Origin of the sequence: Streptomyces kanasensis (assembly GCF_043077165.1) — a bacterium.
GTDB lineage: Bacteria > Actinomycetota > Actinomycetes > Streptomycetales > Streptomycetaceae > Streptomyces > Streptomyces changanensis.
Window position 1 is genome coordinate 170,176 of the sequence record NZ_JBIBSF010000010.1, and the last position, 22,707, is coordinate 192,882.

A 22,707-nucleotide genomic window follows, 5' to 3' on the forward strand; every position below is an offset into this window, starting at 1 on the left:
GCTCCGGGGGCCCGGCGCGGCTCCCGGCTCCCGGCGCGACCGTGCCCGCGCCCGGGTGGGGCGCGGGCACGGTGGCGCCCATGTGGCGGCGGGGCGCGTCAGGGCAGGTCGCGGGAGCGACCCGTCGGGTCCTCCTCGTACAGCTCGTCCTCGTCGAAGACCGCGCTTACGTCGAAGCGGCAGATGACCCGGCTGGGGTCGGCCTGGTCGAAGGGGGCGCCGAGCCACTCCCCCGCCTCGGGCAGCTCGTCCGCGGCGGCCACCCACAGCGTCGAGTCGCCCTCCTCCAGGCCGAACTCCTTGTGGCGCGAGGCGATCTCGTCCGGTTCGTACTCGCCGAACAGCATCCCGAGGGCAGCGTGCACGCTGGCGCCGACCGCGGCGGTGGTCCTGGCCGACCTGTCGTCGCCGTCCCCCTCGGCGTCCGCGATGCGCTGCGCCTGGGCGAGCAGTCGCTCGGGTTCCGCCACGGCGTAGTCGCGGCGGATCAGTACGCTCAGCGCGTTCGGCTGGCCCGGTCCCGCGTACGGCGGCAGGGAGTCCTCGGCGCCGGGGATCTCGAAGGGCGTGACCTCGTCGTAGCGGTCGTAGAGCCGCTCGTCGTACGCCTCGGCCGCGGCGGCCAGGTCGTTGAACGCGGCGTAGACCGCGGGGTCGTCGTCACCGGTGCGGTTCTCGACCGCCGCCAGGTGACGGTCCAGTGCGGCTTTGACCGCCTCGGCGGCGGCGCGTACCTCGGCAGCTGTGGGCTGCGCAGCATCAGACATACAGCAGACGCTATCCGTACCTGGCCCGTGCCCGCACAATAGATGCGATGCCGGAATACGAATTTGTCGACGTGTACGTGCCGCGGGGCGTCTCCCGGAAGGAGGCGACGCGGCTCCTGACCGAGCACGCGGAGTACGGGCACTGGGAGTTGGACCGACTCACCCTGCACCGGGACGGCAGCCGCCGGGTGCGGCTGCGGCGGCGCATCATCCGTCAGGTGCGCGCCACCTGGTGAGGGACGGAACGGGAGCAACAGGACGGAGCGGGCCCCGCTGAGTGCGGGGCCCGCTCCGTCGTGGGGCGCGGGAGGGTGCGCCGTGCTTACGCGGTGCGGCGGGCGCGGCGGTACAGGACCGTGCCGCCGAGCAGCGCGGCCGCTCCGGCCGGGAGGAGCACGCCGAGCGCTCCGGCGCCCGTCTCGGCCAGCTCGTCGTCGCCCTTCGGCGGGGTGCTGCCGTCGCCGCCCTGAGGGGCGGGCTCGTTCGGCTCGATCGGCGAGCCGGGCTCACCGGGGTGGCTCGGCTGGCCCGGCTGGCCCGGGTTCCCGGGGTTGCCCGGCTGGCCGGGGTTCCCGGGGTTGCCCGGCTGACCCGGGTTTCCGGGGTTGCCCGGCTGGCCGGGGTTCCCGGGGTTGCCCGGCTGACCCGGGTTTCCGGGGTTGCCCGGGTTTCCGGGGTTGCCCGGGTTCCCGGGGTTGCCCGGCTTGTCCGGGGTCTTCGCGCCGTTCGCGCAGTCGTTGCCGAACGCCGGGTTCAGGCCGCCGACCACGTTCACGCTGTTGCCACAGGCGTTCACGGGCACGTTGACCGGGGCCTGGACGTTGTTGCCGGACGCCACGCCCGGCGAGTTGCTGGCGGAGCCCTTCGCGTGCGCGCCGCTGCTCTTGTTGACGCACTTGTTGCCGAACGCGGGGTTGAGCACCCCGACGACGTCCACGGTGTTGCCGCACGCGTTCACCGGCACGCTGACCGGCGCCTGGACCGAGTTGCCGGACGCGACACCCGGCGAGTTGGCGGCGACTCCGTCCGCTCCCGCACCGTGGGACGCGTGCGCGTACCCACCGCCGAGGGCGAGCACTCCGCCCGCCGCCGCCACAATGGTCAGCCCCTTGCGCGTGACCTGTCGCATAGCTAGTTTCCTGCCTTCTTGGCTTCCGAAGGCCCCCGCACACCTCGCGCGGGAGCTGAATGCCCACCGGCCCCGGAGCGCATGGCGCGCGCTCCGAGGCCGGCCGGGCTCAGACCCTCATGGGTCGAGGCACAACGCCTGGCGCTGGGTCAGTCGTTGATGCAGACGTTGCCGAAGGCGGGGTTGAGCAGACCGATGACGTTGATCGTGTTGCCACAGACGTTGACCGGCACGTGGATCGGAACCTGGACCACGTTGCCGGAGATCACACCCGGGGAACCGACGGCCGCGCCGTTGGCGCCCGCGTCGGCGACGGCCATGCCCGCACCGGCCAGCAGCAGACCGCCGGTGGCGGCCGCGGTGGCGACAACCTTCTTGATCATTATTCCTCCTAGTTGGCAATGCGGTCCCAGCCGCGGACCGCAACACCTGTAACGAGGCGGAGGAGGGTGGGCTACGAGGCGGCCGCCCCGTTCACCCTTTTCGGTCAGACGTGCACAGGCGGTCGATTATTGGAGTGTCGTTTCAGCTGACTTTCAGCTCGCGTCGAGGAAGCGGTCCAGGACGCGGACACCGAACTTCAGGCCCTCGACCGGCACCCGCTCGTCCACGCCGTGGAACATCCCGGCGAAGTCGAGGTCCGGCGGCAGCTGGAGCGGGGCAAAGCCGAAGCAGCGGATGCCGAGGTCGTCGAAGGACTTGGCGTCGGTGCCGCCGGACAGCATGTACGGCACGGCACGGGCGATCGGGTCCTCCGCCCGCAGCGCCGTCTGCATCGCGTCGACGAGGGCGCCGTCGAAGCTCGTCTCCAGCGCCTTGTCGGCGTGCACGTCCTCGCGCTTCACCCGGGGCCCGAGCAACCGGTCGAGCTCCTCCAGGAACTCCTGCTCGTACCCGGGCAGGAACCTGCCGTCGACGTGGGCGGTGGCCTGGCCGGGGATGACGTTCACCTTGTACCCGGCGCCGAGCATGGTGGGGGAGGCGGAGTTGCGGAGCGTGGCGCCGACCATCTTGGCGATGCCGCCGAGCTTGTCGAGCGTGCCCTCCATGTCGTCCGGGTCGAGCGGCGTGCCGATCGCGTCGGACAGCTCGTCCAGGAAGGACCGCACGGTCTTGGTGACCCGGACGGGCCAGGTGTGCCGGCCGACGCGGCCCACGGCCTCGCACAGCTCGGTGATGGCGTTGTCGTCGTTGGTCATCGAGCCGTGCCCGGCCGTGCCCTCGACGGTGAGCCGCATCCAGTGCATGCCCTTCTGCGCCGTCTCCACCAGGTACAGGCGCAGGTCCTCGTTGACGGTGAAGGAGAAGCCGCCGACCTCGCCGATCGCCTCGGTGACGCCCTCGAAGACGTCGGGGTGCCGGTCGACCAGGTGACGCGCCCCGTAGGTGCCGCCCGCCTCCTCGTCCGCGACGAAGGCGAGGACGATGTCGCGGGGCGGCTTGCGGCCGCTGCGCATCCGCTCGCGCACGACCGCGAGGGTCATGGCGTCCATGTCCTTCATGTCGACGGCGCCGCGCCCCCAGACGCAGCCGTCGGCGATCTCGCCGGAGAACGGGTCGTACGTCCAGTCGGCCGCGTTGGCCGGGACCACGTCGGTGTGGCCGTGGATGAGGAGGGCGGGGCGCGAGGGGTCCTCGCCCTCGATCCGGGCCACGGTCGAGGCGCGGCCCTTGTGCGCCTCGATGATCCGCGGCTCCAGGCCCACCTCGGCCAGCTTCTCGGCGATGTACTCGGCGGCGCCCCGCTCGCCCGGGCCGGAGTGGTCGCCGTAGTTGCTGGTGTCGATACGGATGAGCTCACTGCAGAGGTCGACGACCTCGCTCTCGGCGGTGGCGCCGGGACCGGTCCTGGCCGGGTTGGTCTCGCTCACGCTGGTTCCTCCCGCGTCGGTGCTGTCGGTGCTGCTGGTACGGCGCCATCCTGCTACCGACCATGCTCCCGGCCCAAGGCCGGCGGGCGGGGCGGGGGCGTGATCGAGCACGCCGAATGTTTGCTATGGTTTTCCACGTCGGAACGGCCCAGGGCCGCGAGACAGACACCTTGTCCGGGTGGCGGAATGGCAGACGCGCTAGCTTGAGGTGCTAGTGCCCTTTATCGGGCGTGGGGGTTCAAGTCCCCCCTCGGACACCAGCGAAGACCCCAGTTCACCTGGGGTCTTTCTGCTGTTCGGGCTGCTGCTGCGAGAGGCGATGAAGAACACACTGGATCCGCTCGAGCCCAAGGCCGACAAGGCCACCGTGCGGCGGCACAACCTCAGCCTGGTGCTGCGGGCCGTGCACGACGAGGGCGAGACCACGCGGGCCGCGGTGGCGGCGCGCGTCGGGCTGACGCGCGCGGCGGTGTCCTCGCTGGTCGAGCAGTTGCTGGGCAGCGGCTTCCTCACCGAGTCGGGCAAGACGTTCAGCGGCCAGGCGGGGCGGCCGGGGACGGCGCTGCGGGTCGCGCGGACCGGTGCGGCCGGACTGGGTGTCGAGATCAACATCGATTACGTGTCCGTCTGTGTCGTGGATCTGGCTGGAACTGATCGGGTACGACTGACCGAGCATCTGGACAATCGGGACGTACCGCCCGCGGAGGTGCTCGGGCGGGCGGCGCGGATCGCGGCCCGGACGCTGGAGTCCGCGGCGGAGCAGCAGCTCAGCCCGGCGGGCGTGCGCCTCGCGCTGCCCGGACTGGTCTCCGGTGGCACCGTCCGGCAGGCCCCGAACCTCGGGTGGAGCCGGGTGGCGGCGGAGGAGCTGTTCGGGCGGGCCCTCGCCGCGGTGCGGCCGGACACCGGGACCCTGCCGGTCGGCTCCGAGAACGAGGCGAACGCCGCCGCGCTGGCGGAGCTGTGGTTCGGCGACGGGCCGGCCGACCGGGCGCGGGCGCGGGACTTCCTCTACGTCTCCGGGGAGATCGGTGTGGGCGGCGCCGTCGTCGTCGACGGGGAGCTGCTGCGCGGGGCGCACGGGTTCGCCGGCGAGGTCGGGCACGTGGTGGCGGACGCGACCGGCCCGCGGTGCCGCTGCGGGTCGCGGGGGTGCCTGGAGCAGTACGCCGGACAGACGGCGCTGCTGCGGGACGCGGGCGTCGGCGCGGACGCGGGCGGCGCGGGGGTCGCCGAGCTGGAGCGCCGGGCCGCGGCGGGGGACGCCCGCGCGCTGGCGGCGCTGGAGCGGGCCGGCCGGATGCTGGGGCTGGTGCTGTCCGGGGTGGTGAACCTGCTGGACCCCGAGGCCGTGGTGCTGGGCGGGATCTACCGGGGCCTGGTGCCCTGGCTGGCGCCGGCCGCCGACGGGGAGCTCACCGCGCGCGTGGTGTCGGGGCTGTGGACCGCGGGGAGCGGGCGGCTGCGGGGCTCGTCGTGGTCGGGGGACGCGGCACGCGGGGCGGCGGCCCTGGTGGTGCGGGACGTGATCGCCGATCCGGCGGGTTACGCGGAGCGGGACGGGGCGCGGTAGTACGCCCCCGGCGCGCGGCCCCGTGAACGGGCCGCGCGCCGGCCGCCGTCCGTCCCCGCACGCCCCCGGGGGCCGCGCGCCGGGGCCGGGGCCGCGGTCAGCGGACGGCCAGGAGGTGCTCCATGGCGAGCTGGTCGAGCCGTTCGAAGGCCATGGAGCGGCCGGCCGCGCCGGCCACGTCGAAGGTCTCGTACGCCGTCGGGTCCGCGAGCAGCGCGGCGAGGCCGTCCTCGGCGGTCGGACGGGAGAGCTCGTCCAGGCGGGAGGCGCGCAGGGCCTCGCGGACCTCGGGGTCGGCGCGGAAGGCCGCGGCGCGCTCCTTGAGGATCAGGTAGTTGCGCATGCAGTTCCGGGCGGACTCCCACACCCCGTCGGCGCCGTCGGTGCGGACCGGCTTGAAGTCGAAGTGGCGCGGGCCGTCGTAACCGGCGCTCTCCAGGAGGTCGACCAGCCAGAACGCCTGGCGCAGGTCCCCGGCGCCGAAGCGGAGGTCCTGGTCGTACTTGATGCCGGACTGGCCGTTGAGGTCGATGTGGAAGAGCTTGCCCGCCCACAGGGCCTGGGCGATGCCGTGGGGGAAGTTGAGGCCCGCCATCTGCTCGTGGCCCGTCTCCGGGTTCACGCCGACGAGGTCGGGGCGCTCCAGTCGCTCGATGAAGGCCAGGGCGTGGCCGACGGTGGGCAGGAGGATGTCGCCGCGCGGCTCGTTGGGCTTGGGCTCGATGGCGAAGCGCAGGTCGTAGCCCTGCTCGGTGACGTACTGGCCGAGGAGGTCGAACGCCTCCTTCATGCGGTCGAGGGCGACGCGGACGTCCTTGGCGGCGCCCGACTCCGCGCCCTCCCGGCCGCCCCAGGCGACGTAGGTGTGCGCCCCGAGCTCGACGGCCAGGTCGATGTTGCGGATCGTCTTGCGCAGCGCGTAGCGGCGGACGTCCCGGTCGTTGGCGGTGAAGGCGCCGTCCTTGAAGACCGGGTGGGTGAAGAGGTTCGTGGTGGCCATCGGCACCTTCATGCCGGTGCGGTCCAGCGCGTCGCGGAAGCGCTTGACGACGGCCTCGCGCTCGGCGTCGGACGAGCCGAACGGGATGAGGTCGTCGTCGTGGAAGGTGACGCCGTACGCGCCGAGGCCGGCCAGGCGCTCCACCGTCTCGACCGGGTCGAGCGGCGGGCGGGTGGCGGCGCCGAAGGGGTCGGCGCCCTGCCAGCCCACGGTCCACAGACCGAAGGTGAACAGGTCGTCGGGGGTGGGGGCGAAGCGTTCCGGCATGGCTCTGGATCCCTCGGCTCGGCTATTTGTTTGCTTTGATTACTAATAGCGCAAGCATCCCATCCCGCCAAGAGGGCGCGCTCGGTCAAGCCTGTGACGAACCCTGGTGACGGGGAATTTGTTCTGTGTACGATCAAAAGATGGATCCCCTAGTCATCGGCGTGGACAGCTCGACGCAGTCCACCAAGGCGGCCGTCGTGGACGCCGCGAGCGGCCGCCTGCTGGCCGTGGGGCGCGCCCCGCACACCGTGACCGGTGAGGGCGGCGCCCGGGAGAGCGACCCGGAACGGTGGTGGGCCGCGCTCGCCGAGGCCGTGGCCGCCGCGCTCGCGGAGGCCGGCGCCGACCCCCGGGCCGTGACCGGACTCGCCGTCGCCGGCCAGCAGCACGGGCTCGTGGTCCTCGACGGCGCCGGGCGCCCCCTGCGTCCCGCCCTGCTGTGGAACGACACCCGCTCCGCACCCCAGGCGGCGGCCCTCACCGGAGCACTGGGCGCCGGGGCGTGGCTGGAGCGGACCGGCTCCGTCCCGGTGGCGTCCATGACGGCCGCCAAGTGGCGGTGGCTGCGCGAGAACGAGCCGCGCTCCGCGGACGCGGCCGCCGCGGTGCGCCTCCCGCACGACTTCCTCACCGAACGGCTGACCGGTACGGCCGCCACCGACCCCGGCGACGCCTCCGGGACCTGCTGGTACTCCACCGCGACCGGCGCCTGGGACCCGGAGCTGCTCGCCCTGCTGGAACTGGACCCCGCGCTGCTGCCGCGGGTCGCGCCCTCGGCCGGCACCCGCGTCGGCACGCTCACCGCGGCCGCCGCCGAGGCGCTCGGGCTGCCCGGCGGTGTCCCCGTCGCCGCCGGGACGGGCGACAACATGGCCGCCGCCGTCGGGCTGGGCCTGGGCGCGCGCGGGCTGCTCGACCACCCGGCGGTCTCGCTCGGCACGTCCGGCACCGTCTTCGCGGCGACCCGGACGCGCCCCGCGACGGCGGCCCTCGCCGGCTTCGCCGCCGCCGACGGACACGGCACGTACCTGCCGCTGGGCTGCACCCTCAACTGCACCCTCGCCGTCGACCGGATGGCCGCGCTGCTGGGTCTGGACCGCGAGGACGCGGCGCCGGGCGGCGAGGCCGTCGTCCTGCCGTACCTGGACGGCGAGCGCACCCCCGACCTGCCCGGCGCCGCCGGACTGATCACCGGGGTGCGGCACACCACCACGCCGCAACAACTGCTGGGCGCGGCCTACGAGGGTGCCGTGGTCGCCCTGCTGCGCGCCCTGGAGGAGCTCCCCGCGCAGGGCGCCGGCGGGGACGCGCCGCTGCGGCTCGTCGGGGGCGGCGCCCGGGGCCGCGCCTGGGTGGAGACGGTACGGCGGCTCTCGGGACGCCCCGTCGTGCTGCCGCGCACCACCGAACTCGTCGCCGTCGGCGCCGCCGCGCTGGCGGCGGGCGCGGCGACCGGCGACGACCCGGTCGCCGTCGCGACGGCGTGGGGCACCGGCGGGGGCGAGACGCTGCCGCCGGTCGCGCCCGACCGTGACACGCTGGACCGGATCGCCTCCGTACTCGACCGGGCAACCCCTCTCCTCACCACACAGGGACACCGATGAAGTTCACCGACGGCTTCTGGCTGATGCGGGACGGCGTCCGCGCCTCGTACGCGACCGAGGTGCGCGACCTGCACGTCAGCGACGACCACGTGACCGCCTACGCGGCGGTCCGGCGGGTCGAGCACCGGGGGCACACGCTCAACTCGCCGCTGCTCACCGTGGAGTGCTTCTCCCCCGCCGAGGGGGTGATCGGCGTCCGCACCACCCACCACGCGGGGAAGGCGCACCGCGGGCCCGAGTTCGCGCTGCCGGGGGCCGACGCGGGCGGCGGGGGCTTCGCCCGCACCCGCCGGGACGGGTCCGTCACCGAGCTGACCAGCGGGCCGCTCACGGTGCGGCTGGACCGCGACGGGCCGTGGGGGCTGACGTTCCTCGACGCGGACGGGCGGCGGCTGACCGCGGTGGAGTCGAAGGGCACCGCCTTCGTGGAGACCGCCGGCGGGGCGCACCACATGGTCGCGCAGCTTGCCCTGGCCGTGGGCGAGCAGGTGTACGGGCTCGGGGAGCGCTTCACGCCGTTCGTCCGGAACGGCCAGAGCGTCGACATCTGGCAGGCGGACGGCGGCACCAGCAGCGAGCAGGCGTACAAGAACGTGCCGTTCCACCTGTCGTCGCGGGGGTACGGCGTCTTCGTCAACCACCCGGGCCGGGTGTCGTACGAGGTGGGCTCCGAGTCGGTGGGCCAGGTGCAGTTCAGCGTCGAGGACCAGTCGCTGGAGTTCTACGTGGTGGCGGGGCCGACGCCGAAGGAGGTGCTCGCCCGGTACACGGCGCTGACGGGGCGGCCGGCACTGCCGCCGGCGTGGTCGTTCGGCCTGTGGCTCACGACGTCGTTCTGCACCTCGTACGACGAGGAGACGGTGATGTCCTTCGTCGACGGGATGGCGGAGCGGGACATCCCGCTGTCGGTCTTCCACTTCGACTGCTTCTGGATGCGCGAGTACCAGTGGTCGGACTTCCAGTGGGACCCGGAGACCTTCCCCGACCCGGAGGGCATGCTGGCCCGGCTCAAGGAGCGGGGGCTGCGCGTCAGCATGTGGATCAACCCGTACATCGGGCAGAAGTCGGCGCTGTTCGCCGAGGGCGCCGCCCTCGGCCACCTGGTGCGGCGGCCGGACGGGGACGTCTGGCAGTGGGACCTGTGGCAGGCCGGGATGGCGCTGGTGGACTTCACGAGCCCGGAGGCGCGGGCCTGGTTCCAGAGCAAGCTGAAGGTGCTGCTGGACCAGGGCGTCGACTGCTTCAAGACGGACTTCGGCGAGCGCGTCCCGACGGACGTCGTCTGGCACGACGGCTCCGACCCGGAGCGGATGCACAACTACTACGCCCAGCTGTACAACGAGTGCGTCTTCGAGCTGCTGGAGAAGGAGCGCGGGCACGGCGAGGCGGTGGTGTTCGCCCGTTCGGCGACGGCCGGCGGGCAGAAGTACCCGGTCCACTGGGGCGGTGACTGCTTCGCGTCGTTCGAGGCGATGGCGGAGTCGCTGCGCGGCGGGCTGTCGCTGGGACTGTCGGGGTTCGGCTTCTGGAGCCACGACATCGGCGGGTTCGAGGGCACGCCGGAGCCGGCCGTCTTCAAGCGGTGGCTCGCCTTCGGTCTGCTGTCGTCGCACAGCAGGCTGCACGGCAACATGTCGTACCGCGTGCCGTGGGAGTTCGGCGAGGAGGCGGTGGAGGTGGCCCGGCAGTTCACGGAGCTGAAGCACCGGCTGATGCCGTACCTGTACGGGGCGGCCGTGGAGGCGCACCGCACGGGCGTGCCGCTGATGCGGCCGATGCTGCTGGAGTTCCCCGGCGACCCCGGCTGCCGGACGCTGGACCGGCAGTACATGCTCGGCCCCGACCTGCTGGTGGCGCCGGTGTTCTCGGCGGACGGGGAGGTCGAGTTCTACCTGCCGGAGGGGGTGTGGACGCACCTGCTGACCGGGGAGCGGGTGACCGGTCCGGTGTGGCGGCGGGACACGTACGGGTTCGACGGCCTGCCGCTGTACGTGCGGCCGGGTGCCGTCCTGCCGCTCGGCGCGGACGACCAGCGGCCCGACGGCGACTGGCTGGACGGGCTGACGCTGCTGGTCCAGCCGGACGCGGACGGCGCGGTGGTGTCGGTGCCGGACCTGGCGGGCGCGGAGGCGGCGCGGTTCACGGTCGTCCGGGACGGTGGCGCGGTGCGGGTGGTGGCGGCCGGCACGGACCGGCCGTTCCGGGTGCGCGTGGTGGGCGCGGGGTCCGCCGGCGGGGTCGGCGAGGTCGTCGTACCGCCGGCCCGCTGAGGCGGGAGCCGCGCCGGGCCGCGTGCGTGGCCGCCCCGTGCCGGGGGCGCGGGAGGCGGTGGCTACGGTGGGGGGCGTGGGACGACGTGGAACGAGGGTGCCCGTGGCCCCGCTCGGGCAGCGGGACGGGGTGGACCCCGCGCGGGTGCGGCTGCCGGCCGACCCGGACGGGGCGTGGCGCACGGTGCGCGACCACCTCGTGGAGCGGTACGCCGCGGCGATCGGGGCCGGGCGCGTGGACGCCATGCTCAGCGGCGGGGCGTTCGTCGGGGCGGACGGCCGGCCGGTCACCGGTCGCGAGCCGTACGCGCCGGGGCTGTACCTGTGGTTCCACCGGGAGTTCCCACCGGAGGAGCCGGTGCCGTTCGCGGTCGGGATCGTCCACCGCGACGAGCGGATCGTGGTGGCCGACAAGCCGCATTTCCTGGCGACGACGCCGCGCGGCCGGCACGTGACCGAGACGGCGCTGGCGCGGCTGCGGCGCGACCTGGGCCTGCCGGGCCTCCAGCCGGCGCACCGGCTGGACCGGCTCACGGCGGGGCTGGTGCTCTTCGTGGTGCGGCCGGAGCACCGGGGGGCGTACCAGACGCTGTTCCGGGACCGCCGGGTGGTCAAGGAGTACGAGGCGGTGGCCCCGTACGACCCGCGGCTCGCCCTGCCGGTGACCGTGCGCAGCCGGATCGTGAAGGAGCGGGGCGTGCTCGCGGCGCGGGAGGTGCCGGGCGAGCCGAACAGCGAGAGCCGGATCGAGCTGCTGGCGCACCGGGACGGGCTGGGCCGGTACCGGCTGGTGCCGGCGACCGGCCAGACCCATCAGCTGCGGGTCCACATGGCCCGGTTGGGGGTGCCCATCGTGGACGACCCGCTGTACCCGGTGGTGCGGGAGGACGGGCCGGAGGACTTCACCCGTCCGCTGCGGCTGCTGGCGCGGAGGCTGGAGTTCACCGACCCGGTCACGGGCGACCCGGTGCGGTGCGTGAGCCGCCTGTCGCTCAGTGGCCCCGCCTGATCCACTCCTCCAGGTGCGGGGCCTCGGCGCCGATCGTGGTGCTCTCGCCGTGCCCCGTGCGGACGACCGTCTCCGGCGGCAGGGCGAGCAGCCGGTCGCGGATCGAGTCGATGATCGTCGGGAAGTGGGAGAAGGACCGGCCGGTGGCGCCTGGGCCGCCGGCGAAGAGCGTGTCGCCGGTGAAGACGGTGCCCAGGTCGGGCGCGTGGAGGCTGACCGCGCCCGGGGCGTGGCCCGGGGTGTGCAGGACGGTGAGGTCGGTCCCCGCGATGGTGAGGGTCTGACCGTCGGCGAGCTCGCCGTCCGGGTGGTGGTCGGGGTGGGTGAGCTTCCACAGCGGCAGGTCGTCCGGGTGGAGCAGGATCCGGGCGCCGGTGGCGGCGGCGAGGGCGGGGGCGGCGCCGATGTGGTCGTCGTGGGCGTGGGTGCAGACGACGGCCCGCAGTGTCCGGCCGTCGAGGGCGGCCAGGATGGCGTCGGCGTCGTGGGCGGCGTCGATGACGACGGCCTCCGCGCCGTCGCCGACGATCCAGACGTTGTTCTCGACCTCCCAGGTGCCCCCGTCCAGGGAGAAGGTGCCGGAGGTGACGAGGTGCTCGACGCGGGCGGCCATCACAGGACCACCACCGAGCGCAGGACGTCGCCCTCGTGCATCCGCGCGAACGCCTTCTCGACGTCGCCGAGGCCGATCGTCTCGGTGACGAACGCGCCGAGGTCGATGCGGCCCTGCTGGTGCAGGTCGATGAGCATCGGGAAGTCCCGGGAGGGCAGGCAGTCGCCGTACCAGGAGGACTTCAGCGCGCCGCCGCGTCCGAAGACGTCGAGCAGCGGGAGCTCCAGCTTCATGTCGGGGGTGGGGACGCCGACGAGGACGACCGTGCCGGCGAGGTCGCGGGCGTAGAACGCCTGCCGGTACGTCTCGGGGCGGCCGACCGCCTCGATGACGACGTCGGCGCCGAACCCGCCGGTCAGCTCGCGGACCGCCTCGACGGGGTCGGTGGTGCTGCTGTTCACGGTGTGGGTGGCGCCCATGGAGCGGGCGGTCTCCAGCTTCCGGTCGTCGATGTCGACGGCGACGATCCGGGCGGCCCCGGCGAGGCGGGAGCCGACGATCGCGGCGTCGCCGACGCCGCCGCAGCCGATGACGGCGACCGTGTCGCCGCGGCCGACCGCGCCGGTGTTGACGGCCGCGCCGATGCCGGCCATCACGCCGCAGCCGAGCAGCCCGGCGACGGCGGGGGCCACGGACGGGTCGACCTTGGTGCACTGGCCGGCGGCGACGAGGGTCTTCTCGGCGAAGGCGCCGATGCCCAGCGCGGCCGACAGCTCGGTGCCGTCCTCCAGGGTCATCTTCTGCGTGGCGTTGTGGGTGTCGAAGCAGTACCAGGGCCTGCCGCGCCGGCAGGCCCGGCAGCTGCCGCAGACGGCTCGCCAGTTGAGGATCACGAAGTCGCCGGGGGCGACCTCGGTGACGTCCGGGCCGACGCTCTCCACCACGCCCGCCGCCTCGTGGCCGAGGAGGAAGGGGAAGTCGTCGTTGATGCCGCCCTGTTTGTAGTGCAGGTCCGTGTGGCAGACGCCGCACGCCTGCACCCGCACCACCGCCTCGCCGGGGCCGGGGTCCGGGACGATCACCGTCTCGACCCGCACGGGCTCGTTCTTCCCCGGGGCCACGACCCCTCGGACCTGCTGTGCCATCGCGGCGCGTCCCTTCCTCGGTACGGGTGTACGGCACCACTATCGCGGTCGGCGGGCGTGCCGGGGGGTCGTTTCCGGCCGTACGGGCGCCCGGACGCGCCGGGGCGCGTCCGACGGCCGCTCGGCCGAGGGACGCGCGAGGCCCCCGGAGCCCCCCGTCGGATGCGCGGGGCCCCGCCGGACGCGGTCCGGCGGGGGCCCCGGAGTGCGGGGGTGGGGGCGCGGGGCCCCCGAGGGGTCAGTCCTGCGACCCGGAGGCCGCCAGCGCGCCGACCCGCTTGCGGACGGCGAACCAGCCGCCGACGAGCAGGGCCGCGATGAGGGGCAGGCAGTTGACCGTGGTCCGGCCGACGCCGCCGCCCCACCACATCAGGACGAGGACGGACGCGAGGAAGACGAGCGTCACGATCTGCGTGTACGGGGCCCAGGGGAGCCGGTAGGACGGCCGGGTGACCCGGCCCTCCGTGGAGCGGGACCAGAACAGCAGCGAGCAGATCATGATCATGCCCCAGGTGCCGAGGATGCCGATGGAGGCGAGGTTCAGCACGATCTCGAACGCCTCGCCCGGCATGACGTAGTTCAGGCCGACGCCCAGCACGCCGAAGGCGGCGGTGAGCAGGATGCCGCCGTAGGGCACCTGGCCCTTGTTCATGCGGGCGGTGAACTTGGGCGCGGAGCCCGCCATGGCCATCGAGCGCAGGATGCGGCCGGTGGAGTACAGGCCGGAGTTCAGGCTGGACAGGGCGGCGGTGAGGACGACCAGGTTCATGATGCCGGCCGTGCCCGGGATGCCGAGCTTGTCGAAGACGGTGACGAAGGGGCTCTGGTCGCCGGAGTACGCGGTGTACGGCAGGAGCAGCGCCAGCAGGACGACGGAGCCGACGTAGAAGAGGCCGACGCGCCACATGATCGAGTTGATCGCCTTGGGCATGATCTTCTCGGGGTTCTCGGTCTCACCGGCGGCGACGCCGACCAGCTCGACGGAGGCGTAGGCGAAGACGACGCCCTGGACGACCATCAGCATCGGCAGCATGCCGAGCGGGAAGATGCCGCCGTTGTCGGAGACCGTGGCCAGGCCGGGGGTGTGCCCGCCGACCTCGTGCTGCGTGACGACCAGGAAGATGCCGACGCACATGAAGATCACGAGGGCCGCGACCTTGATGATCGCGAACCAGAACTCCATCTCGCCGAAGTACTTCACCGAGATCAGGTTCGCGGTGAGCACGACGGCGAGGGCGATCAGGGCGAGGATCCACTGCGGGACGTCGCTGAACATCGCCCAGAAGTGGGCGTACGTGGCGGCCGCGGTGATGTCGGCGACCGCGGTGGTCGACCAGTTGAGGAAGTACAGCCAGCCGGCCGTGTAGGCGCCCTTCTCGCCCATGAACTCACGGGCGTAGCTCACGAAGGCGCCCGAGGACGGGCGGTAGAGGACCAGCTCGCCGAGCGCTCGGACGACGAAGAACGCGAAGACGCCGCAGACGGCGTACGCGATGGCGAGGGAGGGGCCCGCGCCCGCCAGGCGGCCACCGGCGCCGAGGAAGAGGCCGGTGCCGATCGCGCCGCCGATGGCGATCATGTTGACGTGGCGGGACTTGAGGTCCTTGCTGTAGCCGGTGTCTCCGGCGTCGACGTGGGGCGACGCCTGGGTGGCCGGGGTTCCGGCGTTCCCTGTAGGGGCCGCGGACAGCGAGCGGTCGCTCATCTGGTTAGTCGCCTTTGTGAAGGGGGGATCGGGTCTGGCGCCCGCCGGCCGCGAGGAAGGGGTCGTCTCCGCGGCGGCGCCAGTGGCACATCGTCACAGTCCGCAGCCGTTTTTGGCTGTGGCCCATGTCACGTCAAGACCCCGTAAAAGCAGATCTGAGCTGTTTCTGAGGTTACGTGCCGGTTAAGTACGGCTCAGTAACATACCGGCTCGCCGGGGCGAGGTGCCACGCCGGGGTCCGGGGCCGGCCGCGGGGCGCTCCGGGGCCGGGGACGCACGGGTGATCACGGAGGGTCACATGGCGCGGGGGCGACCGGCTCGCTCCGGCGGACCGGGCGCCGCCGGGGGCCGGTGGTCACGGGGCGAGGACGTCCAGCTCGCGCAGGGCGCCCAGGGCGATCTCGCGGGTGAGCTCCTCGGCGCGCACCGCGTCCCGCTCGCGCACCGCTTCGGCGACCCGCACGTGGAGGGTGACGGCGGCCGGGTCGGGGTCGTCGAACATCACGTGGTGGTGGGTGCGGCCGGCGAGGACCTCGGCGACGACGTCGCCGAGCCGGGCGAACATCTCGTTGCCCGAGGCGTTCAGCACCGCGCGGTGGAACGCCACGTCGTGGACGAGGTACGCCTCCAGCCGGCGGCCCCGCGAGGTGGCGACCATGCCGAGCGCCTCCTCCGTGAGGGCGCGGCACTGCTCCGGCGTGGCGTGCAGGGCGGCCAGCCCGGCCGCGACCGGCTCGACGGCGGAGCGCAGCACGGTGAGCGAGCGCAGCTGGCGGGGACGGTCGGCGCCCGCGAGCCGCCAGCGGATGACCTGGGGGTCGTAGACGTTCCACAGCTCGGCCGCCCGGACGGTCACGCCGACGCGGCGGCGGGACTCGACGAGGTGCATGGACTCCAGCACGCGGACGACCTCGCGCACGACCGTGCGGGAGACCTCGAAGCGGGCGGCCAGTTCGTCCGTGCGCAGGACGCTGCCGGGCGGGTACTCCCCGGCGGTGATCGCCAGACCCAGGGCGTCCAGCACGCGCGTATGGAGCCCCTGGGCCTGCGTCGTCATGGGCCCCAGCCTAAGCGCCGGTGAAGAGCGCCAACAAAACGTATGACTTTTAGATCACAGGGTCTTGAATACGTCGTACCTCATGGGTTTCAGTGTCCCGACGCCGCTCGCGGCGCCACCCACGACCGACCCACCCCCCGACCGGCAACGACCGGCAACGTCAGGACAGCGAGGCCCCACCCATGGAGAAACCCCAGGTCGTCGTCGTGATGGGGGTCGCCGGGACCGGCAAGACCACCATCGGGCCGCTGGTGGCCGAGCGGCTCGGCGTGCCGTACGCGGAGGGGGACGACTTCCACCCCGCGGCGAACGTCGCCAAGATGACGGCCGGCGTCCCTCTGGACGACGCCGACCGATGGCCCTGGCTCGACGCGATCGGCCGGTGGGCCGCGGGCCGGGCCGGACGCGGCGGCGTGGTGAGCAGCTCGGCGCTGAAGCGCGCCTACCGGGACCGGCTGCGGGCCGCGGCACCCGGCGTCGTCTTCCTGCACCTGACCGGGGACCGGGCCCTCGTCGGGGAGCGGATGGCGGCGCGCCGGGGCCACTTCATGCCGACGGCCCTGCTCGACTCGCAGTTCGCCACGCTCCAGCCGCTCGGCGACGACGAGGCCGGGGTCGCGGTCGACGTGGCCGGCACCCCGGCGGACATCGCCGACCGGGCGGTGGCCGCGCTGTGCCGCCGGGCCGGCTGACGGCCCCGCTCCGCCGACCCGCGGCACCCCCGCTCCCCCGATCCGCCGCTCACCGCTCCTCCGCTCCTCCGCCCTCCGATCCGCAGCTCACCGCTCCCCCTCCCCGCCACTCCCCCGACCGACCCGACCGACCCCCGCGAAGGGACCCCCCGTGACCAGACTCAGCGTCGAGATGCTGGCAGCGGACGCCGCCGAACCGATCACCTCGGCGGGCGACGCGCAGCTGGGCGTGGCCGTACTCGCCGGCATCGCCCTGATCGTCGTCCTCATCACCACCGTCAAACTGCACGCCTTCCTGGCGCTGACCATCGGGTCGCTGGCCCTGGGGGTCCTCGCGGGCGCGCCGCTGGACGCGACGATCGCGTCGTTCACCGGCGGGCTGGGCTCGACGGTCGCCGGGGTCGGCGTGCTCGTGGCGCTCGGCGCGATCCTCGGCAGGCTGCTCGCCGACTCGGGGGGCGCCGACCGGATCGTCGACACGATCCTCGCCAGGGCGAGCGGGCGGGCCATGCCGTGGGCGATGGTGCTCATCGCGTCGGTGATCGGACTGCCGCTCTTCTTCGAGGTCGGCATCGTGCTGCTGATCCCCGTGGTGCTCATGGTCGCCCGGCGCGGCAACCACTCCCTCATGCGGATCGGCGTCCCCGCGCTCGCCGGCCTGTCCGTGATGCACGGGCTGATCCCCCCGCACCCCGGGCCGCTCGCCGCCATCGACGCGCTCGGCGCGGACCTCGGCGTGACGCTCGCCCTCGGTCTGGTCGTGGCCATACCCACGGTGATCGTCGCCGGTCCGTTGTTCTCCCGGTACGCCGCACGCTGGGTGGACGTCCCCGTACCGCGGGACATGGCGCCGCAGCCGGACGTGGCCGACGCGCCCGAGAAGCGGCCCGGCTTCGGCGTGACGGTCGCGACGATCATGTTGCCGGTCGCCCTGATGATGGTGAAGGCGCTCGTCGACATCGTCGTGGACGACCCGGAGGACGGTCTCCAGCGGGTCACGGACGTCATCGGCTCGCCGCTGATCGCCCTGCTCGCCGCCGTGGTCGTCGGGCTGTTCACCCTGGGCCGCGCCGCCGGCTTCACCAAGGAGCGGATCTCCACGACCGTCGAGCGTTCGCTCGCGCCCATCGCGGGCGTCCTGCTGATCGTCGGCGCGGGCGGCGGCTTCAAGACCACGCTGATCGACATCGGGGTGGGCCGGGTGATCCTCGACCTCTCCGAGGACTGGGCCGTCCCCGGTCTCCTGCTCGGCTGGCTCATCGCCGTGGCCATCCGGCTCGCGACGGGCTCCGCGACCGTGGCCACCATCTCGGCCGCCGGCCTGGTCGCCCCGCTGGCCGCCGACATGTCGACCACGCACGCGGCGCTGCTCGTCCTGGCGATCGGTGCCGGCTCACTCTTCTTCAGCCACGTCAACGACGCCGGTTTCTGGCTGGTGAAGGAGTACTTCGGAATGAGCGTCGGCCAGACCGTGAAGACCTGGTCGGTGATGGAGACCCTCATCTCCGTCGTCGGGATCGTCTGCGTGCTGCTGCTGTCCCTGGTGCTGTAGCCGACGGCGCCCCGGCATCCGGCGAGCGCCGCCGGCACCCGCCGCACGTCCGTGCCGGGGTGCTCCGGAAACCCGGGGCGCCCCGGCGCGGCCGTGTGTGACGCTACGGCCCATGAGCGACGTCACCCACCTGCCCCCGTACCTGCTCGCCTTCCCCGGTCCCCTGCGCGACCGGCTGGTCGCCGCCGTCCTGACCGGGGCGAAGACGGCCACGACCGGACTGCTCGCCGCGTACGAGGCCGAGGACGAACCGCTGCCCACCGCCGGAACGCGGTCCGCGCTGATCGACTCCGGCGGCCGGCCGGTCGCGGTGGTGGAGGTGACGGAGGTGCGGGTGCTGCCGCTCGGCGGAGTCGACCTCCGGCACGCCGTCGACGAGGGCGAGGGGCACCGGTCGGTCGCCGAGTGGCGGGCCGCGCACGAGGGGTTCTGGCACGGCGGGGAGCTGCGGGAGCTCCTCGGCGATCCGGCCTTCACCGTGGACGACACGACACCGGTGGTCGCGGAGCGGTTCCGGGTGGTGGAGCTGCTCGACCCCGTGGCCGCGGCCGTCGCGGGCGAACTGCGGCTGCTCGAACCGTCCGTTCGGGCCTCCCGGCAGGAGGCCGGACGGCTGCTCGACCCGGAGTTCACGGAGGTCGGCGCGTCGGGGCGGCGCTGGACACGCGAGGAGCTGCTCGCCGCCCTGCCCGACATGCCCGGCGGCGCGCGGGGGCCACGGTACGAGCCCTCCGGCATGGCGGGCGTCCTGCTCGCGCCCGGCGTCGTGCACCTGACGTACGAGACGGTCGTGGAGGGCCGTCGGGCGCACCGCAGCTCGCTGTGGCGGCGCGCGGCGGACGGCTCCGGGGCGCCGTGGCGCCTGTACCACCACCAGGCGACCCCGGCGGCGGAGGGACGGTAGGGGGCCGGGCGAGGCGGACGGAAGGATTCCGGCAAAGGGTGGCCAACAAGGCGGATTCCGGCCAGCGAGGAGCGAGATCCCGCCTTTACGACACACCTGCGGGGATGGTGATCTCCGCCACAGACGCACCCGAACCGGCTGCCTAGGCTCGATGACGACCAATCAAGCACCAGACCAACAGGGGGAATTCCACATGTGGAAGCACATGTCCGGCAAGGGCCGGACCGCGGTCGTCGCGGCGGCCACCGCCGTCGCCGTCGTCGTCCCGGCGTTCAGCGCCGTCGCGGGCGAGATCAGCGGCAGCCGGCTGCCGTTCGCGATAGCCACCGCCGGCAGCAAGGAGGACGGCGACCGCTGGGCGGGCCCGGGCAGCGGCCACGCCCGCGCCTGCGGCGACGTCCCCACCAGCCACGTCCAGACCTTCAGCGGCTACGTCTACGAGGACGTCTCGTGGGCGCCGGACAGCAAGAAGGCCTCCGTGTCGAAGAACTACTCTTCGGCGTACGGCTGTGGCTCCTACGCGGGCACCGGCACGAACAAGAAGTACTACACGAAGGCGTCCTGGGCCGGCATCGCCGGCAGCCGCGCCTACGGGTACGTGAACGCCCAGAACTAGCACGCACGACAGAACCGACAGGAACACCGTGTCCCTTGGCAACGAACGCGCCGCGGCCGGCTCTCCGCCGGTCGCGGCCGTCGAGGCCGTGTCGGTCCGCTACGGGGCGCTCGTCGCGCTGGACGGGGTGTCGCTGACCTTCCCGTCCGGCGTGACGGGCCTCCTCGGGCCGAACGGCGCCGGGAAGAGCACCCTGCTCTCCCTCCTCACCACCGCCCAGCCGCCCGCGGAGGGCGCCGTCACCCTCCTCGGCGAACGGGCGGCGGACCGCCGGACCGTCCGCCGGGTGCGGGAACGCATCGGGGTGCTCCCGCAGTCGTTCGGCTTCTACCCCCGCTTCACCGCCCAGGAGTTCACCGAGTACGCCGCCTGGCTGCGCAAGGTGCCGGGCCGGGAGCGCCGGGAGCGGGCCCGCGAGGCGCTCGCCCTGGTCGGCATGGACAAGTACGCCGACCGCCGCATGGGCGAGCTGTCGGGCGGCATGCTGCGCCGCGTGGGCATCGCCCAGGCCGTCGTCAACCGGCCGGCGCTCGTCCTGCTCGACGAGCCGACGGTCGGCCTCGACCCCGCCCAGCGCGTGGGGTTCCGCGAGCTGATCCGCGAGCTCGGCACCCGGTCGGCGGTGGTGATGAGCACGCACCTCGCGGAGGACGTGGCCCACACCTGCGACCGCATCGCCGTGCTCCTCGACGGGCACGTCCGGTTCACCGGCACCGTCGACGAGCTCTGCGCGCTGCCCGGCGAGGGCGGCACCGTGGAGAGCGGCTACCTCCACGTCGTCGGCCCGGAAGGGGCCGCGCTGTGATCCGCCTGCTGTGGACCGAGATGCGCCGCGGCGAGACGAAGTGGGTCGCCGCCGTCATCGCCGCCGTCGGGCTGTGGCACTTCGCCGGTGACGACGCGTCGACCAGCGACTGGATCGGCTGGTGGGCGCAGACCTCGATCGAGCTGCAGGTCTTCGCCGTCATGGTGATGGGTCCCATGACGAGCGCCGCCGCCGCGTGGACCGCGGGCCGCGTGCACCGCTTCCGCACGCTCGACTGGGCCGGGACCACCGCGCGCGGCGCCTGGACCCAGGCCGTCGTGGTGTGGGCGTCCGCCATGGCGTGGGTACTGGGCGCGTACGCCCTCTTCGCGGCGGTCGCGTACGTCCGGACCGCCGGGGTCAGCGCCGTCACCGCGCCCGTCTGGTCGCCGCTGCTGCTGGGCGCCGCCGTGATCGGGCTGCAGGCCGCCGCCGGGGTGGCCGCGGGCAGCCTCCTCCCGTCCCGGATCGTCGCGCCGCTGGTCGGCGTCGCCTGGTACGGATGCCTGGTCGGCCTCGCCCTGTCCGGCGCCGACGGGACCGGCTTCCCGGCCGCCCTCGTCCCCGCCATCGACGAGCACTGGGACATGGCCTTCCAGCCGCGCACCGGGCGGCTGCTGACGGCGACGGCCTGGTGCCTGTCCGCCGCGCTGTGCCTCCTGGCGCTGCCCGGCCTGCTGCGCCGCCGGTCGACCCGGCCGCGGCTCGTGGCGCTCCTCCCGCCGGTGCTCGTCGCGGCGGTCGCCGCCGGGATGCTGGTCACGTACCGGCCCGCGCAGCCGGAGCTCTCCTGGGCCGTGCGCACGCCGCAGCCCGAGCGGCCCGCCTGCACGACGTCGGGCCGGACCACGGCGTGCCTGTGGCCCGACGACCGGCACCTGCTGCCCGCCGCGCGCAGCGCGACGGAGGCGGTCGACGCGGCGCTGGCGTCCGTACCGGGCCTCAACCGCACCTTCTACGAGCGCGGACTGCGACCCGCCGACCCGGCGACGGCCGGGGAGCTGCCCGTGATGTCGCCCGGGACGGGGCGGCAGGACATGACCGAGCAGATGATGTCGGCGTCCCTGCCGCAGCCGCCGTCGGGATGCGACCTCCCGCTGATGGCGGAGACCGGTGGCTACCCGGGCACGTTCTTCCTGGAGGCGGTCGTCCGCGGGCGGGCGGGCTCGCCCGCGCCGTTCTGGGGCGAGCGGTTCGACGCGGCGCTGCAGGGGTTCACCGCGGCGCCCCGCCCGGCGCAGGACCGGTGGATCGCGGACGCCGCCGACGCGGTCCGCGCCTGCCGTCCGATGCCCGCGCTGCCGAAGGCCGCCGCCCCGCCGGCGAAGGCCGGGGCGCCGGGCGCGGCGACCGCCCCGGGCGGTGCCGGGACGGCCCGCGGGTCCGCCTCGTGACGGCCGCCGGAGTGGTGCTGGGGCCCTACTGCCGCAGCCGCAACGTCCCGCGGGCAGCACTGGTCAGCCTGGGCGTGGCCGTCGTCGCGGCGGTGTACGCGGGGAGCCAGGTGTCGCTGCCCGACCTGCGCCACCTCGTCGACTACAGCGTGCCGCTGGCGGCGGTGGTGCCGGTCGTGCACGCGGTCGTCCTCGCCACGACGCTGTACTCCCCCATGGCCGACCTGGAGGAGACGGCGGCGCAGCCGATGCGCCTGCTCCGTACCGCGCACATGGCCGCCACCCTGCTCTACGCGGCGCTGCTGGCGGCACTCCCGCTGGTCGCGGGCGCGTCCGCCGGGATGACGGGCGCGGCCGTCCGCAACGTCGTCGGGTACCTGGGCCTCGCCATGCTCAGCGCCCGTTTCTTCGGCAGCGGGCTGGCCTGGCTGCTGCCGCTGGGGATGTTCGGGCCGACGCTGCTGCTGGGGGTCGGCTGGGACAACACGCCGGAGACGTGGGCGTGGTCCATCCACGGCCCGGCCAGCGGCTCGGCGGCGGTGATCGCCGCCGTGCTGGGCGCCGCGGGCCTGGTCGCGGCGGCGACGGGCTCCCCCCGGCGCGGCGAGCGGGCCGAGCGGGCCTGAGAAGCCGAGGGCCCGCGGACCCCGAGGCGCCGAGGCCCGCGGACCTGACGGCGCCTGACGGCCCGTTCGGCCGCCCGCCGCGCCGGCGGCCGGCGCGGCGACGAGGTTCGCGGTCACCGACGTCTTGCCGACACCGCCCTGCCGGAGACGGCCGCGTACACGCGGGTC

The 22,707-nt window shown here is 74.0% G+C and carries 21 protein-coding genes and 1 tRNA gene; 13 read left to right on the top strand and 9 right to left on the bottom strand.

Translation table 11 applies throughout. The annotated features are described in order from the left end of the window. Positions 1 to 98: 98 nt before the first annotated feature. Positions 99 to 767, bottom strand: a complete 669-nt coding sequence (locus ACF053_RS24295; protein ID WP_391955882.1) for a hypothetical protein — start codon at positions 765 to 767, stop codon at positions 99 to 101. A gap of 47 nt (positions 768 to 814) precedes the next feature. Here ACF053_RS24295 and ACF053_RS24300 point away from each other — a divergent pair, with 47 nt between their 5' ends. Further along, positions 815 to 1,003, top strand: a complete 189-nt coding sequence (locus ACF053_RS24300; protein WP_058941632.1) for a DUF5703 family protein — start codon at positions 815 to 817, stop codon at positions 1,001 to 1,003. An 86-nt stretch (positions 1,004 to 1,089) separates the two neighbouring features. On the opposite strand, the gene ACF053_RS24305 is transcribed toward ACF053_RS24300, so the two are convergent. From ACF053_RS24305 to ACF053_RS24315, 3 genes are all read right to left on the bottom strand, one after another. Further along, positions 1,090 to 1,896, bottom strand: coding sequence for a chaplin (locus tag ACF053_RS24305; RefSeq protein WP_391955883.1), 807 nt, complete (start codon positions 1,894 to 1,896; stop codon positions 1,090 to 1,092). Positions 1,897 to 2,045: 149 nt separating this feature from the next. Then, a complete protein-coding gene (gene chpH / locus ACF053_RS24310; RefSeq protein WP_391955884.1) occupies positions 2,046 to 2,279 on the bottom strand; it encodes a chaplin ChpH in 234 nt (77 codons plus the stop codon). A 153-nt stretch (positions 2,280 to 2,432) separates the two neighbouring features. After that, positions 2,433 to 3,767: a M20/M25/M40 family metallo-hydrolase gene (locus ACF053_RS24315; protein WP_391955885.1), complete on the bottom strand. Its 1,335-nt coding sequence runs from the start codon at positions 3,765 to 3,767 to the stop codon at positions 2,433 to 2,435. Between the two features lie 172 nt (positions 3,768 to 3,939). On the opposite strand from ACF053_RS24315, the gene ACF053_RS24320 reads away from it, so the two are divergent. Further along, positions 3,940 to 4,027, top strand: a tRNA-Leu gene (locus ACF053_RS24320). Between the two features lie 59 nt (positions 4,028 to 4,086). Beyond that, entirely contained in the window at positions 4,087 to 5,340 is a 1,254-nt protein-coding gene (locus ACF053_RS24325) for an ROK family protein (protein WP_391955886.1), read from the top strand. A gap of 97 nt (positions 5,341 to 5,437) precedes the next feature. Here ACF053_RS24325 and xylA read toward each other — a convergent pair whose 3' ends face one another. Further along, positions 5,438 to 6,607, bottom strand: a complete 1,170-nt coding sequence (gene xylA / locus ACF053_RS24330) for a xylose isomerase (RefSeq protein ID WP_391955887.1) — start codon at positions 6,605 to 6,607, stop codon at positions 5,438 to 5,440. Between the two features lie 140 nt (positions 6,608 to 6,747). Between xylA and xylB the strand changes: the two genes are divergently transcribed. The 3 genes from xylB to ACF053_RS24345 all read left to right on the top strand — a co-directional run bounded on the left by xylB (position 6,748) and on the right by ACF053_RS24345 (position 11,490). Continuing rightward, positions 6,748 to 8,211, top strand: a complete 1,464-nt coding sequence (xylB, locus tag ACF053_RS24335; RefSeq protein ID WP_391955888.1) for a xylulokinase — start codon at positions 6,748 to 6,750, stop codon at positions 8,209 to 8,211. Next, the gene (yicI, locus tag ACF053_RS24340; protein WP_391955889.1) at positions 8,208 to 10,481 is read left to right on the top strand and encodes an alpha-xylosidase; all 2,274 of its coding nucleotides are present in this window, start codon (positions 8,208 to 8,210) and stop codon (positions 10,479 to 10,481) included. Before xylB ends, yicI begins: the two co-directional genes overlap by 4 nt. A gap of 76 nt (positions 10,482 to 10,557) precedes the next feature. After that, complete coding sequence (locus ACF053_RS24345; protein ID WP_391955890.1) at positions 10,558 to 11,490, top strand: pseudouridine synthase; 933 nt, start codon at positions 10,558 to 10,560, stop codon at positions 11,488 to 11,490. Here ACF053_RS24345 and ACF053_RS24350 read toward each other — a convergent pair. The 4 genes from ACF053_RS24350 to ACF053_RS24365 all read right to left on the bottom strand — a co-directional run bounded on the left by ACF053_RS24350 (position 11,474) and on the right by ACF053_RS24365 (position 15,950). After that, positions 11,474 to 12,103 (bottom strand): MBL fold metallo-hydrolase, encoded by a 630-nt coding sequence (locus ACF053_RS24350; protein WP_391955891.1) that lies wholly within the window; start codon positions 12,101 to 12,103, stop codon positions 11,474 to 11,476. The genes ACF053_RS24345 and ACF053_RS24350 overlap by 17 nt on opposite strands. After that, positions 12,103 to 13,188: an S-(hydroxymethyl)mycothiol dehydrogenase gene (locus ACF053_RS24355; protein WP_391955892.1), complete on the bottom strand. Its 1,086-nt coding sequence runs from the start codon at positions 13,186 to 13,188 to the stop codon at positions 12,103 to 12,105. The genes ACF053_RS24350 and ACF053_RS24355 overlap by 1 nt, the downstream gene beginning before the upstream one ends. 238 nt (positions 13,189 to 13,426) lie before the next feature. Further along, positions 13,427 to 14,893 (bottom strand): amino acid permease, encoded by a 1,467-nt coding sequence (locus tag ACF053_RS24360; protein WP_391955893.1) that lies wholly within the window; start codon positions 14,891 to 14,893, stop codon positions 13,427 to 13,429. Between the two features lie 355 nt (positions 14,894 to 15,248). Then, positions 15,249 to 15,950: a FadR/GntR family transcriptional regulator gene (locus tag ACF053_RS24365; RefSeq protein WP_391955894.1), complete on the bottom strand. Its 702-nt coding sequence runs from the start codon at positions 15,948 to 15,950 to the stop codon at positions 15,249 to 15,251. Between the two features lie 182 nt (positions 15,951 to 16,132). On the opposite strand from ACF053_RS24365, the gene ACF053_RS24370 reads away from it, so the two are divergent. The 7 genes from ACF053_RS24370 (at position 16,133) to ACF053_RS24400 (ending at position 22,539) form a co-directional block, all read left to right on the top strand. Further along, positions 16,133 to 16,642 (top strand): gluconokinase, encoded by a 510-nt coding sequence (locus ACF053_RS24370; RefSeq protein ID WP_391955895.1) that lies wholly within the window; start codon positions 16,133 to 16,135, stop codon positions 16,640 to 16,642. 151 nt (positions 16,643 to 16,793) lie between these two features. After that, positions 16,794 to 18,194: a GntP family permease gene (locus ACF053_RS24375; RefSeq protein ID WP_391955896.1), complete on the top strand. Its 1,401-nt coding sequence runs from the start codon at positions 16,794 to 16,796 to the stop codon at positions 18,192 to 18,194. Between the two features lie 112 nt (positions 18,195 to 18,306). After that, positions 18,307 to 19,098: an ASCH domain-containing protein gene (locus tag ACF053_RS24380; RefSeq protein ID WP_391955897.1), complete on the top strand. Its 792-nt coding sequence runs from the start codon at positions 18,307 to 18,309 to the stop codon at positions 19,096 to 19,098. 193 nt (positions 19,099 to 19,291) lie between these two features. Continuing rightward, the gene (locus tag ACF053_RS24385) at positions 19,292 to 19,714 is read left to right on the top strand and encodes a hypothetical protein (RefSeq protein WP_058941617.1); all 423 of its coding nucleotides are present in this window, start codon (positions 19,292 to 19,294) and stop codon (positions 19,712 to 19,714) included. A gap of 28 nt (positions 19,715 to 19,742) precedes the next feature. Further along, positions 19,743 to 20,519, top strand: coding sequence for an ATP-binding cassette domain-containing protein (locus ACF053_RS24390; protein WP_391955898.1), 777 nt, complete (start codon positions 19,743 to 19,745; stop codon positions 20,517 to 20,519). Next, positions 20,516 to 21,913, top strand: a complete 1,398-nt coding sequence (locus ACF053_RS24395) for a hypothetical protein (RefSeq protein ID WP_391955899.1) — start codon at positions 20,516 to 20,518, stop codon at positions 21,911 to 21,913. The genes ACF053_RS24390 and ACF053_RS24395 overlap by 4 nt, the downstream gene beginning before the upstream one ends. After that, positions 21,910 to 22,539 carry a hypothetical protein gene (locus tag ACF053_RS24400; RefSeq protein ID WP_391955900.1) on the top strand — a complete coding sequence of 210 codons (630 nt, stop codon included), beginning with the start codon at positions 21,910 to 21,912 and terminating at the stop codon, positions 22,537 to 22,539. Before ACF053_RS24395 ends, ACF053_RS24400 begins: the two co-directional genes overlap by 4 nt. Positions 22,540 to 22,707: the final 168 nt, after the last annotated feature.

Coding starts and splice junctions, on each gene's coding strand:
- ACF053_RS24295 (WP_391955882.1), bottom strand. CDS start 767: ATGTCTGATGCTGCGCAGCCCACAGCTGCCGAGGTACGCGCCGCCGCC.
- ACF053_RS24300 (WP_058941632.1), top strand. CDS start 815: ATGCCGGAATACGAATTTGTCGACGTGTACGTGCCGCGGGGCGTCTCC.
- ACF053_RS24305 (WP_391955883.1), bottom strand. CDS start 1,896: ATGCGACAGGTCACGCGCAAGGGGCTGACCATTGTGGCGGCGGCGGGC.
- chpH (WP_391955884.1), bottom strand. CDS start 2,279: ATGATCAAGAAGGTTGTCGCCACCGCGGCCGCCACCGGCGGTCTGCTG.
- ACF053_RS24325 (WP_391955886.1), top strand. CDS start 4,087: ATGAAGAACACACTGGATCCGCTCGAGCCCAAGGCCGACAAGGCCACC.
- xylA (WP_391955887.1), bottom strand. CDS start 6,607: ATGCCGGAACGCTTCGCCCCCACCCCCGACGACCTGTTCACCTTCGGT.
- xylB (WP_391955888.1), top strand. CDS start 6,748: ATGGATCCCCTAGTCATCGGCGTGGACAGCTCGACGCAGTCCACCAAG.
- yicI (WP_391955889.1), top strand. CDS start 8,208: ATGAAGTTCACCGACGGCTTCTGGCTGATGCGGGACGGCGTCCGCGCC.
- ACF053_RS24350 (WP_391955891.1), bottom strand. CDS start 12,103: ATGGCCGCCCGCGTCGAGCACCTCGTCACCTCCGGCACCTTCTCCCTG.
- ACF053_RS24355 (WP_391955892.1), bottom strand. CDS start 13,188: ATGGCACAGCAGGTCCGAGGGGTCGTGGCCCCGGGGAAGAACGAGCCC.
- ACF053_RS24360 (WP_391955893.1), bottom strand. CDS start 14,893: ATGAGCGACCGCTCGCTGTCCGCGGCCCCTACAGGGAACGCCGGAACC.
- ACF053_RS24365 (WP_391955894.1), bottom strand. CDS start 15,950: ATGACGACGCAGGCCCAGGGGCTCCATACGCGCGTGCTGGACGCCCTG.
- ACF053_RS24370 (WP_391955895.1), top strand. CDS start 16,133: ATGGAGAAACCCCAGGTCGTCGTCGTGATGGGGGTCGCCGGGACCGGC.
- ACF053_RS24380 (WP_391955897.1), top strand. CDS start 18,307: ATGAGCGACGTCACCCACCTGCCCCCGTACCTGCTCGCCTTCCCCGGT.
- ACF053_RS24385 (WP_058941617.1), top strand. CDS start 19,292: ATGTGGAAGCACATGTCCGGCAAGGGCCGGACCGCGGTCGTCGCGGCG.